This window comes from Streptomyces sp. NPDC088387 (assembly GCF_044753385.1).
Taxonomy (GTDB): domain Bacteria; phylum Actinomycetota; class Actinomycetes; order Streptomycetales; family Streptomycetaceae; genus Streptomyces.
In genome coordinates this window covers 219,883-234,484 of sequence record NZ_JBIVNC010000012.1, presented here as the reverse complement: position 1 = coordinate 234,484, position 14,602 = coordinate 219,883, and the positions used below count along the sequence as shown (strand labels likewise).

The 14,602-nt window shown below is 71.9% G+C and carries 14 protein-coding genes; 3 read left to right on the top strand and 11 right to left on the bottom strand.

The features are described from left to right. Positions 1-151 precede the first annotated feature (151 nt). The 7 genes from truB to rimP all read right to left on the bottom strand — a co-directional run bounded on the left by truB (position 152) and on the right by rimP (position 7,367). Positions 152-1,057 carry a tRNA pseudouridine(55) synthase TruB gene (truB, locus tag ACIQAC_RS29625; protein WP_402196138.1) on the bottom strand — a complete coding sequence of 302 codons (906 nt, stop codon included), beginning with the start codon at positions 1,055-1,057 and terminating at the stop codon, positions 152-154. Continuing rightward, positions 1,054-1,500, bottom strand: a complete 447-nt coding sequence (gene rbfA / locus ACIQAC_RS29620) for a 30S ribosome-binding factor RbfA (protein WP_402196136.1) — start codon at positions 1,498-1,500, stop codon at positions 1,054-1,056. Before rbfA ends, truB begins: the two co-directional genes overlap by 4 nt. Positions 1,501-1,539: 39 nt before the next feature. Next, on the bottom strand, positions 1,540-1,833 hold the full coding sequence (locus tag ACIQAC_RS29615) for a DUF503 domain-containing protein (RefSeq protein WP_402196134.1): 294 nt from the start codon (positions 1,831-1,833) through the stop codon (positions 1,540-1,542). Positions 1,834-2,145: 312 nt separating this feature from the next. Beyond that, on the bottom strand, positions 2,146-5,301 hold the full coding sequence (gene infB / locus ACIQAC_RS29610; RefSeq protein WP_402196132.1) for a translation initiation factor IF-2: 3,156 nt from the start codon (positions 5,299-5,301) through the stop codon (positions 2,146-2,148). A gap of 162 nt (positions 5,302-5,463) precedes the next feature. After that, the gene (locus ACIQAC_RS29605) at positions 5,464-5,745 is read right to left on the bottom strand and encodes a YlxR family protein (protein WP_402196129.1); all 282 of its coding nucleotides are present in this window, start codon (positions 5,743-5,745) and stop codon (positions 5,464-5,466) included. Between the two features lie 90 nt (positions 5,746-5,835). Next, entirely contained in the window at positions 5,836-6,846 is a 1,011-nt protein-coding gene (gene nusA, locus ACIQAC_RS29600; RefSeq protein WP_402196127.1) for a transcription termination factor NusA, read from the bottom strand. Between the two features lie 2 nt (positions 6,847-6,848). Next, on the bottom strand, positions 6,849-7,367 hold the full coding sequence (rimP, locus tag ACIQAC_RS29595; RefSeq protein ID WP_402196125.1) for a ribosome maturation factor RimP: 519 nt from the start codon (positions 7,365-7,367) through the stop codon (positions 6,849-6,851). Positions 7,368-7,591: 224 nt separating this feature from the next. Here rimP and ACIQAC_RS29590 point away from each other — a divergent pair, with 224 nt between their 5' ends. From ACIQAC_RS29590 to ACIQAC_RS29580, 3 genes are read left to right on the top strand one after another with little or no spacing between them, the layout of a single operon-like run. Next, positions 7,592-8,122 carry a hypothetical protein gene (locus ACIQAC_RS29590; protein ID WP_402196123.1) on the top strand — a complete coding sequence of 177 codons (531 nt, stop codon included), beginning with the start codon at positions 7,592-7,594 and terminating at the stop codon, positions 8,120-8,122. Next, positions 8,119-8,595 (top strand): ferritin-like domain-containing protein, encoded by a 477-nt coding sequence (locus ACIQAC_RS29585; protein ID WP_402196120.1) that lies wholly within the window; start codon positions 8,119-8,121, stop codon positions 8,593-8,595. The genes ACIQAC_RS29590 and ACIQAC_RS29585 overlap by 4 nt, the downstream gene beginning before the upstream one ends. A 43-nt stretch (positions 8,596-8,638) precedes the next feature. Beyond that, complete coding sequence (locus tag ACIQAC_RS29580) at positions 8,639-9,538, top strand: aminoglycoside phosphotransferase family protein (protein ID WP_402196117.1); 900 nt, start codon at positions 8,639-8,641, stop codon at positions 9,536-9,538. A 145-nt stretch (positions 9,539-9,683) separates the two neighbouring features. Here the strand turns inward: ACIQAC_RS29580 and ACIQAC_RS29575 are convergent, their stop codons facing one another. The 4 genes from ACIQAC_RS29575 to ispG form a co-directional block, all read right to left on the bottom strand. Further along, positions 9,684-11,384 (bottom strand): proline--tRNA ligase, encoded by a 1,701-nt coding sequence (locus ACIQAC_RS29575; RefSeq protein WP_402196115.1) that lies wholly within the window; start codon positions 11,382-11,384, stop codon positions 9,684-9,686. A gap of 73 nt (positions 11,385-11,457) precedes the next feature. After that, on the bottom strand, positions 11,458-11,991 hold the full coding sequence (locus tag ACIQAC_RS29570) for a GNAT family N-acetyltransferase (protein WP_402196112.1): 534 nt from the start codon (positions 11,989-11,991) through the stop codon (positions 11,458-11,460). A gap of 39 nt (positions 11,992-12,030) precedes the next feature. Further along, entirely contained in the window at positions 12,031-12,879 is an 849-nt protein-coding gene (locus ACIQAC_RS29565) for a GNAT family N-acetyltransferase (RefSeq protein ID WP_402196110.1), read from the bottom strand. Positions 12,880-13,411: 532 nt separating this feature from the next. Continuing rightward, positions 13,412-14,569: a flavodoxin-dependent (E)-4-hydroxy-3-methylbut-2-enyl-diphosphate synthase gene (gene ispG / locus ACIQAC_RS29560; protein WP_402196108.1), complete on the bottom strand. Its 1,158-nt coding sequence runs from the start codon at positions 14,567-14,569 to the stop codon at positions 13,412-13,414. Positions 14,570-14,602: the final 33 nt, after the last annotated feature.

Genomic DNA, 14,602 nt, shown 5'->3' with positions numbered 1-14,602 from the left:
CCCTCGGTTCACTCCGAGCGCCCGCCTGAACGGGTGAATAGAACCGGGCCCGTGGACACACCCTAGGGGTGGGGGAACCGAGGGGGACCGTGGAGCGGCGGGCGAGCAGGCCCCGTGACCGCCGCTCCACGGGCAGAACCGGGAGGTGGGGTCAGCCGAAGACGGCCAGGCTCTTGGCCTTGCCCCGCTGGTCCTCCACCAAGGCGAGGAAGCCGCCCTCGGGCCCGAAGACGGCGACCGTCCCGGCGCCCGCGTACTCCTCGGGCATGTCGAGCCGCACACCGTTGGTGAGCAGTCTGGCCCGCCGCAGGTCCACGTCCCAGCGCGGGAACGCGGCGGCGGCCGCCTCGCCGATCGGCATCACGGTCAGCTCCTCCTGGAGCTGGTCGAGCGTGCGCGCCGCGTCCAGCTTGTACGGTCCGACGCGGGTCCGGCGCAGCGCCGTGAGATGGCCGCCGACGCCGAGGCCGGCGCCCAGGTCGCGGGCGAGGGCGCGGATGTAGGTGCCGGAGGAGCAGACCACCGAGACGACCAGGTCGAGTACGGGGGTGCCGTCCTCGGCGACGGCGTCCCGGACGTCGTGGACCGCGAAGGACGAGACGGTGACCGGGCGGGCGGGGATCTCGAACTCCTCGCCCTCACGGGCCCGTTTGTACGACCGCACGCCGTTGATCTTGATGGCGCTGACCTTGGACGGCACCTGCATGATGTCGCCGGACAGCTTCGCGATCCCGGCGTCGACCGCTTCCCGGGTGACCTTCGAGGCGTCGACCGACCCCGTGATCTCGCCCTCGGCATCGTCCGTGACGGTCGTCTGGCCCAGGCGGATCGTGCCCAGGTACTCCTTCTCGGTCAGCGCGAGGTGCCCGAGCAGCTTGGTGGCCTTCTCGACACCGAGGACGAGGACACCCGTCGCCATCGGGTCGAGGGTGCCGGCGTGGCCGACGCGGCGCGTTTTGGCGATGCCGCGCATCTTGGCGACCACGTCGTGCGAAGTGAAGCCCGACGGCTTGTCGACGATGACAAGGCCGTCGGGCGTGGTGTGCTTCTGGGTCATTCGGCGGCGTCGTCCTCGTCGTCACCGGGCTTCTTGTACGGGTCGGCCTCTCCGGCGTAGGCCGCGCCGGACGACGCCTGGCGCACCTGCTCGTCGGACTGGCGGGCCTTGTCGAGGAGGTCCTCGATGGTCTTCGCGGTGTCTGGCAGGGCGTCGGCGACGAAGGCCAGGGTCGGCGTGAACTTCACGCCGGCCGCCCGGCCCACCTCGGAGCGCAGGACGCCCTTGGCGCTCTCCAGGCCGGCGGCGGCCGCCGCCCGCTCCTCGTCGTCCCCGTACACGGTGTAGAAGACGGTCGCCTCCCGCAGGTCACCCGTGACCCGGGTGTCCGTGATGGTGACGTGCGAGCCGAGCCGCGGGTCCTTGATCCCACGCTGTAGCTTCTGGGCCACCACCTCTCGGATGAGGTCCGCCAGCCTCTTGGCGCGCGCGTTGTCGGCCACTGGTCCGTCTCCCGTTCTTTCCTGATCTGTGTTCTCTGGTCAGTCGTCGTCGCCGTGGAAACGGCGTCTCACCGAGAGCAGTTCCACCTCCGGGCGGGCGGCGACCAGCCGCTCGCACCGGTCCAGTACGTCGGTCACGTGCCCCGCGTCGCCGGAGACCACCGCGAGGCCTACGACGGCCCTGCGGTGAAGGTCCAGATGGTCCACCTCGGCCGCGCTCACCGCGTACTTCCGCTGGAGCTCGGCGACGATCGGGCGGACGACGGAGCGCTTCTCCTTCAGCGAGTGCACGTCGCCGAGGAGGAGGTCGAAGGACAGCGTCCCCACATACATGTATGCAGCCGGTTCACCCGCCGGTCCGGGATCGGTGGCCCGCGCGCCTCTGGACGGGCGGGACACCAAGAACGGTACCGCGCCCTTGCCGGGGGCTCTAACGGGTTTCGCCCCAGCGCCGTTCAGGCTGGGGTGGTACCGCGAGTGCGGGCCGGTGGGGGCTGGTCGCGCAGTTCCCCGCGCCCCTGTAGGACCGGGCTCCGCCCAGCCCCATCCAGCCCGTCCGGCGTTTGAGGACGAGGCCCGTTCAGGGCCGAAGCGGGGGTCCGGGGGCGGCAGCCCCCGAACCCCGGCACTCGGACAGCGCGCGGGTTACACCCGCGGCTTCTCGCGCATCTCGTACGTCGCGATGACGTCGTCGACCTTGATGTCGTTGAAGTTGCCGAGGTTGATACCGCCCTCGAACCCTTCGCGGATCTCGGTGACGTCGTCCTTGAAGCGACGCAGACCCTCGATGTTGAGGTTCTCCGCGATGACCTTGCCGTCGCGGACCAGACGCGCCTTGGTGTTGCGCTTGACCTCGCCGGAGCGGATGAGAACACCCGCGATGCTGCCCAGCTTGGACGACTTGAAGACCTCGCGGATCTCCGCCGTACCGAGCTCGACCTCCTCGTACTCCGGCTTCAGCATGCCCTTCAGGGCCGCCTCGATCTCCTCGATCGCCTGGTAGATGACCGAGTAGTACCGGACGTCCACGCCCTCGCGCTCGGCCATCTGCGCCGCACGGCCTGCCGCGCGGACGTTGAAGCCGATCACGATGGCGTCCGAGCCCATGGCCAGGTCGATGTCCGACTCCGTGACCGCACCGACACCGCGGTGCAGGACGCGGATGTCGACCTCTTCGCCGACGTCCAGCTGGAGCAGGGACGACTCGAGGGCCTCGACGGAACCAGAAGCGTCACCCTTGATGATCAGGTTCAGCTGCTGGACCTCGCCGGCCTTGAGCACCTTGTCCAGGTCCTCCAGCGAGACACGGCGCGTGCGCTTGGCGAAGGCCGCGTTGCGCTCGCGCGCCGCACGCTTCTCGGCGATCTGGCGGGCCGTGCGGTCCTCGTCGACGACGAGGAAGTTGTCGCCCGCACCGGGGACGTTGGTGAGACCCAACACCTGGACCGGCGTGGACGGACCCGCCTCGGCGACGTTGCTGCCGTTGTCGTCGAGCATGGCGCGGACCCGGCCGTAGGCGTCGCCCACGACCATGGTGTCGCCGACCCGCAGGGTGCCTCGCTGGACGAGGACCGTGGAGACGGCACCGCGGCCCTTGTCGAGACGGGACTCGATCGCGATGCCCTGCGCGTCCTGGTTCGGGTTGGCCCGCAGGTCGAGCGAGGCGTCGGCCGTGAGGACCACGGCCTCCAGCAGGGAGTCGATGTTCAGCCCCTGCTTGGCGGAGATGTCGACGAACATGGTCTCGCCGCCGTACTCCTCGGCCACCAGCCCGAACTCGGTGAGCTGACCGCGCACCTTGGTCGGGTCGGCGCCCTCGACGTCGATCTTGTTGACCGCGACGACGATCGGGACGTCGGCCGCCTTGGCGTGGTTGAGCGCCTCGACCGTCTGCGGCATGACGCCGTCGTTGGCCGCGACGACGAGGATCGCGATGTCCGTCGACCGGGCACCACGGGCACGCATGGCGGTGAACGCCTCGTGACCCGGGGTGTCGATGAAGGTGATCTTGCGCTCTTCGTCGTTGACCTCGGTCGCGACCTGGTAGGCACCGATGTGCTGGGTGATGCCGCCGGCCTCGCCCGCGATGACGTTCGTCTTGCGGATGGCGTCGAGCAGCCGGGTCTTTCCGTGGTCGACGTGACCCATGACGGTGACGACCGGCGGACGGACCACGAGGTCCTCCTCGCCGCCCTCGTCCTCGCCGAACTCGATGTCGAACGACTCGAGCAGCTCGCGGTCCTCCTCCTCGGGGCTGACGATCTGAACCGTGTAGTTCATCTCGCCCGCGAGGAGCTCCAGCGTCTCGTCGGAGACGGACTGGGTGGCCGTGACCATCTCGCCGAGGTTCATCATGACCGCGACGAGCGACGCCGGGTTGGCGTTGATCTTCTCCGCGAAGTCGGTGAGGGACGCACCGCGCGACAGGCGAATGGACTCGCCGTTGCCGCGAGGCAGCATCACACCGCCGACCGACGGGGCCTGCATGGCCTCGTACTCCTGGCGCCTCTGCCGCTTCGACTTGCGACCGCGACGCGCGGGACCGCCGGGACGGCCGAAGGCGCCCTGCGTGCCACCGCGGCCACCGGGACCGCCGGGACGGCCACCGAAGCCGGGACGACCGCCGCCGCCACCGCCGGGACCACCCGGACGACCGGCGAAGCCGCCGCCACCGCCACCGCCACCGGGACCGCCGGGACGGCCGGCGAAGCCGCCACCGCCACCGCCGCCACCGGGACGACCGGCGAAGCCGCCGCCACCGCCACCGGGACGACCGCCGCCGCCACCGCCGCCGGGACGACCGCCACCACCGGGACCGCGGCCGCCGGGGCCACCGCCACCGGGACGCGGGCCGGCAGCCGGACGCTGCGGCATCATGCCGGGGTTCGGACGGGGACCGGCGGAACCGCCGCCGGGCCGCGGGCCGCCGCCCTGCGGGCGGGGCATGCCGCCGGGGCTCGGACGGGAGCCGCCCGGAGCCTGCGGACGCGGACCGCCGCCCTGGGCGCCGGGCGCCTGGGGACGGGGGGCACCGCCGGGCGCGCCGGGACCACCCGGGCGGGAGCCCTGCGGACGCGGCGACTGCGGACGGGCCATTCCGGCGTTGCCGCCGGACGTGAACGGGTTGTTGCCGGGACGCGGGCCGGACGGACGGGCACCGGAACGCGGAGCCTGACCACCGGGACGCGGCGCGCCCTGGCTCGGACGACCCTGACCGCCCTGGCCCTGGCCACCCTGACCCTGACCCTGACCGCCCTGGCCGGGACCGGCCGGACGGGTGTTCGGACGCGGGGCGCCCGGACGGGGGCCGGAGCCCTGGCGGGGTGCGGCCGGGTTGGCCGGAGCGGCCGGTGCCGACGAGGCGGCGGCGGCCGGCGGTGCGGTGAACTCCGGGGCGGCGGGCGCCGGACGCGGCGCGGGCCGCGGGCCCGGAGTGGGGGGGCGCTGGCCCGCGGGGGCCGGCGTCGATGCGGGGGCCACCGGCGCCGCGGGGGCGGCCGGTGCCACAGGGGCGGCCGGCGGCTGGGCCGCGGCCGGCTTGGGTGCGGCCGGCCGCGGTGCGGCCGGACGTGCCGACGGCGCCGGAGAGGGCGCGCCGGGCTTGGGAGCCGCCTTGCGCGGGGCAGGCTTGCCGTTGCCACTGCCCTGCTGGAAGGCGTCTGTCAGCTTGCGTACTACGGGCGCTTCGATGGTCGAAGACGCCGAACGGACGAATTCACCGAGTTCTTGGAGCTTGGCCATGACGACCTTGCTCTCGACCCCGAACTCCTTGGCGAGTTCGTATACCCGGACCTTAGCCACTTCGCTCCTTTTAGGTCCGGGTGCGTCCGGACCGTCGCTACTTCATGGGCGTACTCATCGCGTGCTCATCGAGTGCTCATCGCAATCTCGACCTACTTCCAACTCGCGGGGTACCAGGGCCACGCGGGGGTTCCGCGCGACGCTTCTTACGGTGTTGCCTGCTCAGCAACTGTCCGACTGCTCGACGTACTGGCGCAACGCCTTTGTGTCGAGCGCCTCCGGGGCACGCAGCGCCCTGGTGAACGCCCGGCGGCGTACCGCCTGGTCGAGACAGACCAGGGCGGGGTGTACATACGCACCCCGGCCGGGCAGCGTACCGCGATGATCGGGGACGCATGCGCCCTCGACCGCCACGATGCGCAGCAGTTCGATCTTGGCCGCTCGCTGCCTGCACCCCACACAGGTGCGTTCAGGGCATGCGCGGGCTCGCGTCCGGCCAGACACTCCTCAGTCTACCTCCCCGCACCGACCTCACCCCTTCGGGGCAAGAATCGAACGGCTGTTGTCGTGATCCAACCCACCTGCGGCTTGGATCTATTCCTCACGTGCGGGTGAGTCCTGTTCGGACGGCTGCTCGGTGTCCGGACGGATGTCGATCCGCCAGCCCGTGAGACGGGCCGCGAGACGGGCGTTCTGCCCCTCCTTGCCGATCGCCAGCGACAGCTGGTAGTCGGGCACGGTCACCCGTGCGGAGCGGGCGGCGAGGTCCACGACCTCCACCTTGGACACCCGGGCGGGTGACAGCGCGTTCGCCACCATCTCGGCCGGGTCGTCCGACCAGTCGACGATGTCGATCTTCTCGCCGTTCAGCTCGCCCATCACGTTGCGCACCCGGCCGCCCATGGGGCCGATGCAGGCGCCCTTGGCGTTCAGCCCGGACCGGGTGGAGCGGACCGCGATCTTGGTGCGGTGGCCGGCCTCGCGGGCGATCGCGGCGATCTCGACGGACCCGTCGGCGATCTCCGGCACCTCCAGCGCGAACAGTTTCTTCACCAGATTGGGATGCGTGCGCGAGAGCGTCACGGACGGGCCGCGCACCCCCTTGGCCACCCGGACCACGTACGAGCGCAGCCGCAGGCCGTGTCCGTACGTCTCACCGGGGACCTGCTCCTGCACCGGCAGGATCGCTTCCAGCCGGCCGATGTCGACCAGCACGTTCTTCGGGTCGCGGCCCTGCTGGACCACACCGGTCACGATGTCGCCCTCACGCCCCGCGTACTCACCGAGCGTCGCGTCGTCCTCGGCGTCGCGCAGCCGCTGGAGGATGACCTGCTTGGCGGTGGTCGCGGCGATCCGGCCGAACCCGGACGGGGTGTCGTCGAACTCGCGGGCCTCCTGGCCCTCCTCCAGATCCTCGGGGTCCTCCTTCGCCCACACCGTCACGTGGCCGGTCTCCCGGTCGAGCTCCACGCGCGCGTGCCGGCGGCTTCCCTCGGTCCGGTGGTAGGCGATGAGGAGGGCCGCCTCGATCGCCTGGACCAGCAGGTCGAAGGAGATCTCTTTCTCCCGCACCAAGCCCCGCAGGGCACTCATGTCGATGTCCACGGCTACGCCTCCTCCTCTTCCGTCATGTCCTTCTCGTCCTTCTTGTCCTTGCGGCCGAACTCGACCTGGACGCGCGCCTTGGCGATCTCCGCGAAGGAGAGCCTGCGCGCCGTGGCCTTGCGGCCCTTGACCCCCGGTACCTCGGTGTCGACACCCTCGTCGTCGACGGTCAGGATCCTGGCCACCAGTTCGTCGCCGTCGGCGAGCTGGAACCTGGCCAGCCGGCCGGTGGCGCGCACGTAGTGCCGCTGCTCGGTGAGGGGGCGCTCCGCGCCCGGGGTGCCGACCTCGAGGGTGTACTCGCCCTCGCCCATCGCGTCCGTCTCGTCCAGCTTCGCCGAGAGCGCGCGGCTCACATCGGCGATCTGGTCCAGGTCCGCCCCGGTGTCGGAATCGACGACGACACGCAGCACCCGCTTGCGTCCGACGGAGTCCACGGCGATCTCTTCGAGATCCAGATCCTGGGAGGTGACGAGCGGTTCCAGCAGTTCTCGCAGCCTCTCGCTCTGGGTGGTGCTCATCCGGGTGACTCCTCGGCCGCGTGTGCTGTTGTGGGAAGGTCGCGTGTCTGGTCAAAGGGTATCCGGTCCCAGGACGTGTTGCCGTCCACCCGCAACCGCGCGGTACCCGTGGGAGACCGGGCGGTGCCGGTGACGGGCGGCGGGCCCCCACGCGGGTACCGTGATCACCTGCGTGCCGCCAAAACCGCCTCTTTGTTCGTACGAGCCTGCCGAGGACGCCTGCCGTGCCGTTCCCCCTCCCTCCGCGCACCCGCTCCGGGCCGCGCAGAAGAACCCTGCTCGCCACGGCCGCGGGAACGCTCCTGCTGGCGGGCTGCACCTCCGACGACTCCGGTGGTACGTCGGAGACCACCGACGCCGCCGACCGGGCCCGCGAACGGGCGGCACGCGACAGCCGGGCGCTGGCCGAGCGCTACGACGCCGTCCTCGCCGCCCACCCGGCGCTGACCGAGCGGCTGCGCCCGCTCCGCGACGAGGTCGTACGGCACGAGAAGGCGTTCGCCGTGACACGGAACACCACGTCACCGTCGCCGTCCCCGTCGGGCGCCTCGCCCGGTGCCTCCGCCGACCCGACCGGGGAGGCACCCGGGGACGAGAAGAGCGCCCTCGCCGCGCTCGCCGGCGCCGAGCGCACCCTCGCCGACCGCCGGGCCAAGCAGCTGCTCGACGTGCCGGGCGAACTGGCCCGGCTGCTGGCCTCCGTGGCGGCGGCCGGGGCGGCGCACGCGTATCTGCTGACGGAGGGCAAGGCATGAGCGAGGCGAAGCAGGCGGAGCTGACCGCCCTCCAGAAGGCGCTGGCGGCCGAGCACGCCGCCGTCTACGGCTACGGGGTCGTCGGCGGGAAGATCGCTGAGGAGCACCGCGACGCCGCCCGCGCGGCCTACGACGCCCATCGGGCACGGCGCGACGCGCTGGAGCGGCAGGTGCGGGACCGGGGCGGCAGGCCGGTGGCCGCGGCCGCCGGGTACGCGCTGCCGTTCCCGGTGGCCGAGTCGGGCACGGCCGTGCAACTGGCCGCCGAGCTGGAGGACCGGGTGGCGGGGGTCTACTCCGACCTGGTGCGCGCCGCCGAGGGCGGGCTGCGCGGTACGGCCGCGGAGGCGTTGCGGGAGGCGGCGGTGCGGGCGGTGCGCTGGCGCGGCGGCAGCGTAGCCTTCCCTGGTCTCGCCGAGCGGGCGGGCGCCGCGTCGGCGACCTCGGCGGCCTCGGAGTCCCCGAGTCCCTGACGCTCCGGACGGGTGACGTGTACGGGAAGGGAACGACTCGCGTATGGCTTTCGCACCGCCGCAGCGGCTGATCCGGGCGCTGGGCGAGACGGCACCCGACGGTGCCGACTGGCTGGAGAAGCTGCCCGAGGCGGCGCAACAGGCCGTCGCGCTACGCGAGTTGACCGTGGAACGGGTGCAGGTCCCGGGTGGGCGCAGCAGCCTGGTCGTGCTGGTGCGGCGCGCCGACGGCACCCCCGCCGTGCTGAAGCTGGCCCCGCCGCGGGCCCGTCCCGAGGGCGAGCGGGCGGCGCTGGCGCACTGGGGCGGTCTGGGTGCCGTACAGCTGCTCGACGCGGGGGCGGTGGACGGGGCGCTGCTGCTCGAGCGGCTGCATCCGGATGTGTCCGTGCGGTCGCTGCCGGAGGCGAAGGCGCTCTTGGAGGCCGCCGGAACGTTGCGGCGGCTGTGGGTCGAGCCGCCGTCGGGGTACACGTTCGAGACCGTCGCCGAGCGGACCGGGCGGCAGGCGGTGGCGATGCGGGCGGGCGCGGACGCCGACGCGGCGCTGGTGCCGCTGGTGGACGCGGCGCTCGGGGCCCGGGAGGAGTTGCTGGCGGCGCCGCCGGAGGCGCGGTTGCTGCACGGCACGTTCCGGCAGAGCAAGGTGCTGGGTGCGGAGCGGGTGCCGTGGCTCGCGGTCGGGCCCGACCCGGTGGTCGGTGAGTGTGCCTTTGACCTGGCGCGGCTGGTCCGTGACCGGGTGGAGGACCTGATCGCGAGTCCGTCGGGGGCGGCGATCGCCCGGCGGCGGGTGAAGCGGCTTGCCGAGTCGCTGGAGGTGGATCAGGAGCGGTTGCGGGGGTGGGTGTTGTTCCGGGCGGTGGAGTCGGGGGTGCGGGCCCTTCGTGTGGGGCGCGCGTCCGACTCGGAACTGTTGCTGGAGTTCGCCTCCTGGCTGTGAGGCGTTGCGGCCACCGGTATCGGCCCCGAAAGGGCCTCGTCCTCAAACGCCGGACGGGCTGAGAATGCCCGCCCGGCGTCGACAGGTTCCGCCCCCGCCAAGCCGGACGGGCCGGAAGTGCCCGCCCGGCGTTCGAGAGTTGCTGTCAGGGCGTCAGGCGGGCGATTGCTTCTGCTGCCGGGAGTTCCTCGCGTTCGCCCGTGCGGCGGTCCTTGAGTTCGAGGACGCCTTCGGCCGCGCGGCGGCCGGCGACGAGGATCTGGGGTACGCCGATCAGTTCGGAGTCGGTGAACTTGACGCCCGGCGAGACGCCCGCGCGGTCGTCGACCAGGACGCGGACGCCGGCCGCCGCCAGCTTCTCGGAGACGTCGAGGGCCAGCTCGGTCTGGAGGGCCTTGCCGGCGGCGACCACGTGGACGTCGGCGGGGGCGACCTCGGCGGGCCAGCACAGGCCCTTGTCGTCGGCGGTCTGCTCGGCGAGGGCGGCGACCGCGCGGGAGACGCCGATGCCGTAGGAGCCCATGGTCACGCGGACCGGCTTGCCGTTCTGGCCGAGGACGTCGAGCTTGAGGGCGTCGGCGTACTTGCGGCCCAGCTGGAAGATGTGGCCGATCTCGATGGCGCGGTCCAGCTTGAGGCCGGTGCCGCAGTTGGGGCAGGGGTCGCCGTCGACGACGACCACGACGTCGACGTACTCGTCGACCTCGAAGTCGCGGCCCGCGACCACGTTCCTGGCGTGGGTGTCCGCCTTGTTGGCGCCCGTGATCCACGCGGTGCCCGGCGCCACACGCGGGTCGGCGACGTACTTCACCTTGCCCAGGCCCTGCGGTCCGACATAGCCGCGGACGAGGTCGGGGCGGCCGGTGAAGTCCTCGGCGGTGACCAGTTCGACGGCGGCCGGCGCGAAGTGCGCCTCGACCTTGCCGAGGTCGACCTCGCGGTCGCCGGGCACACCCACGGCGATGATCTCGCCGTCCACCTTGACCAGCAGGTTCTTCAGGGTGGCGGAGGCCGGGACGCCGAGCGAGGCGGCGAGGGTCTCGATGGTCGGGGTGTCGGGGGTGTCGATGTCCTCGGCGGCGGGGACGGCCGAGCCGTCGACCGGCGTGAGGGCGTAGCCGATGGCCTCGGTGTTGGCGGCGAAGTCGCAGTTCGGGCAGTCCGCGAAGAGGTCCTCGCCGGCCTCGGCGGGCGCGAGGAACTCCTCGGACTTCGAGCCGCCCATCGCGCCCGCGGTCGCGGCGCAGATGCGGTAGTCGAGGCCGAGGCGGTCGTACACCTTCTGGTACGCCTGGCGGTGCAGCGCGTACGACTCGGCGAGGCCCTCGTCGGAGACGTCGAAGGAGTACGAGTCCTTCATCAGGAACTCGCGGCCGCGCAGGATGCCGGCGCGGGGGCGGGCCTCGTCACGGAACTTGGTCTGGATCTGGTACAGGATGACCGGCAGGTCCTTGTAGGAGGACGCCTGGTCCTTCACGAGGAGGGTGAAGATCTCCTCGTGGGTGGGGCCGAGCAGATAGTCGCCGCCGCGGCGGTCCTTGAGGCGGAACAGCTCGGCGCCGTACTCGTCCCAGCGGCCGGTGGCCTCGTAGGGCTCACGGGGCAGCAGGGCGGGGAGGAGTACCTCCTGGGCGCCGATGGCGTCCATCTCCTCGCGGACGATCCGCTCCACGTTGGCGAGGACCTTCTTGCCGAGGGGCAGCCAGCTCCACACGCCGGCGGCGGTGCGGCGGACGTACCCGGCGCGCACGAGCAGTTTGTGGCTGAGGACCTCGGCGTCCGCCGGGTCGTCGCGCAGGGTCTTCGCCATCAACTGGGACATGCGCTGGACCGGTGCGTTCGCCATGGTTCTCGTACTCCTGCCGGGTAAGGATGATGGCAAGGAGGTTAGCCGGGTGGGACGGGCCGGTGGAAATCGGTTAACGGCGCAGCGGGAGCGGGGCGCCCATCACCGCGTACGGCTTGGGGGCGCTGGGGAAGTGGACCTGGCGGGCCAGGTCCTGGTAGCCGAGTGAGTGGTACAGGCCGCGGGCCGGGCTGTCGGCGTCGATCGCGGAGAGGATCGAGCGGGGTTCGGCGGCGGTGTCGGTGATGCCGGTGATCAGGGAGCGGCCGATGCCGCGGTTCTGGTAGCCCGGGTGGACGTGGAGCTCGGTGATGACGAACGCGTCGTCGAGCCACTGGTCCTGCTGCTGGGCGCGGAGGTAGGGCTCCACGACGGTCGACCACCAGTGCATACGGTCGTTGGGCATGCCGTAGACGAACCCGACGAGATGTCCGTCGACGGTGGCGCCGAGGGAGCGGGCTCCGGGGTACGTCATGTGCCGCAGGACGATCTGGCGGCGGACCGCGACCTCCTCCGGGCCGAGGCCAAAGGCCACGGCTTGGACAGCCAGTGCTTCGTCGACGTGTGCGGACAGGTCGAGGGGACTGATCACGGTGTCGCGAAGCATGACGGGGAGCCTACAGGGGGGTAACGGTGGATGGTCGACTCAGAACAGGACGCTCATGAAGGCGCCCACTTCCTGGAAGCCGACCCTCAAGTAGGTCCTGCGCGCAGCGGTGTTGTAGTCGTTCACGTAGAGGCTGACCACCGGGGCGACGTCCGCCAGCGCGTAGCGCAGGACCGCGGCCATGCCGGGTGCGGCCATGCCCATGCCGCGGTACTCGGGGGCCACCCAGACGCCCTGGATCTGGCACGCGCGGTCCGTCGCGGCGCCGATCTCGGCCTTGAAGACGACCCTGCCGTCCTCGTCGAGGCGGGCGAAGGAGCGGCCGGATCCGACGAGTTCGGCGACCCGGGCCTGGTACAGCAGGCCGCCGTCGCCGGCCAGCGGGGAGACGCCGACCTCCTCGGTGAACATCGCCACGCAGGCCGGCATGATCGCCTCCATCTCGTCCTTGCGGACGCGGCGGACGTACGGGTCCGGGGCGACGGTGTCGGACATCCGGTCGGTGACCATGAGCGGCTGGTGGGAGCGGACCTCGCGGGCCGGGCCCCAGCTCGGCTCCAGCAGCCGCCACAGGGCGGCGGTCGCGTCGGAGGGGCCGACGATCGAGGAGCAGCGGCGGCCGGCCCGGCGGGCGCGGTCGGCGAAGGCGCGTACGGCGCGGGGGGTGGCGCAGATGGGGACGAGGTTGGCGCCCGCGTAGCAGAGGGACGTCAGCATGCCGTCCTCGTACCAGCCCCACATCTCGCCGCCGAGGCGCCACGGGTCGAGGCCGGCGATCTGTACCCGGGAGGTCACGAAGGCGTTGGCTACGGGCTCGCGGTGCAGGACGGCGAGCGCGGCGTCCAGGTCGCTCGGTTCGAGGACCCGGGAGGTGGTCTGGGTCAACACGTGGCGGGTGCCTCACAGTGGGATCTGCCGATCTCCGCACTGTACCTGCGGAAGCTTTGGCTTGCCGCCCCGCTTTTCGTGATGCGTGCTTTCCGGTGCCGGTCGGTCATGTCGCCCACGGGGGTGGGGTACGCGGTTCCGTTTGCGGGTGCGGGCCGGTGGGGCTGGTGGCGTCGCTCGGCCGCGGGCCGGTGGGGGCTGGTCGCGCAGTTCCCCGCGCCCCTAAAAGCCTTGCGGCTCGCGTCCGCCGAAAAGTTGCCGTAGCCGCGGGCAGGCGTGCCGCAGGGCGATGGGGGTCCCCCCGCTCGAGCGAAGCCGAGAGTGGGGGAGGGTGGGCGCGGCGGCACCCCGTCTCGCCGGGCTGCGCAACGCCCCCCACCCGCACCCCCCTGCCGGGCATCGTTGTCGGGTGCGGGACCGTGGGGGCTGGGCGCGCAGTTCCCCGCGCCCCTGGGTGGGTGGGTGGCGTGAGCGTCGCTCGGGACGGGAGGGTGTTCGCGTCGCGCCCCGCGGGCCTGGAGGGCGGACTGGGTCAGCCGGCCACCGAGACCGTGGGCTCGCCGGATTCCGCGCCGGCGTCCGCCATCTGCTCGGCCAGCTTCAGGGCCTCCTCGATGAGGGTCTCCACGATCTTCGACTCGGGGACGGTCTTGATGACCTCGCCCTTGACGAAGATCTGCCCCTTGCCGTTGCCGGAGGCGACACCGAGGTCGGCCTCGCGGGCCTCGCCCGGACCGTTCACCACACAGCCCATGACGGCCACGCGCAGCGGGACCTCCATGCCCTCAAGGCCCGCGGTGACCTCCTCGGCCAGCTTGTAGACGTCGACCTGGGCGCGCCCGCAGGACGGGCAGGAGACGATCTCCAGGCCGCGCTCCTTGAGACCGAGGGACTCCAGGATCTGAAGGCCGACCTTGACCTCCTCGGCCGGCGGGGCCGACAGGGAGACGCGGATGGTGTCGCCGATGCCCTGGGAGAGGAGCGCACCGAAGGCGACGGCCGACTTGATCGTGCCCTGGAAGGCCGGTCCGGCCTCGGTGACGCCGAGGTGCAGGGGGTAGTCGGACTGCGCGGCGAGCTGCCGGTACGCCTCGATCATCACGACCGGGTCGTTGTGCTTCACCGAGATCTTGATGTCGCGGAACCCGTGCTCCTCGAAGAGCGAGGCCTCCCACAGGGCCGACTCGACGAGGGCCTCGGGGGTCGCCTTGCCGTACTTCTGGAGCAGCCGACGGTCCAGCGACCCGGCGTTGACCCCGATCCGGATCGGCGTGCCGTGGTCCTTCGCGGCCGCCGCAATCTCCTTGACCTTGTCGTCGAACTGCTTGATGTTGCCCGGGTTCACCCGGACCGCCGCACAGCCCGCCTCGATCGCCGCGAACACGTACTTCGGCTGGAAGTGGATGTCCGCGATCACCGGGATCTGCGACTTACGGGCGATGGTCGACAGGGCGTCCGCGTCGTCCTGCGTCGGACAGGCCACCCGCACGATCTGGCAGCCGGACGCGGTGAGCTCGGCGATCTGCTGGAGCGTGGAGCCGATGTCGGACGTACGGGTCGTGGTCATCGACTGCACGGACACCGGGGCGTCGCCGCCGACCGCCACCGTTCCGACCTGGATCTGCCGGCTCACGCGGCGCTCGGCGAGCTTGAGCGGAACGGACGGCATGCCGAGAGAAATCGCAGTCATCTGCTGTGCAACCCCAAGTCGTGGATCAAGATC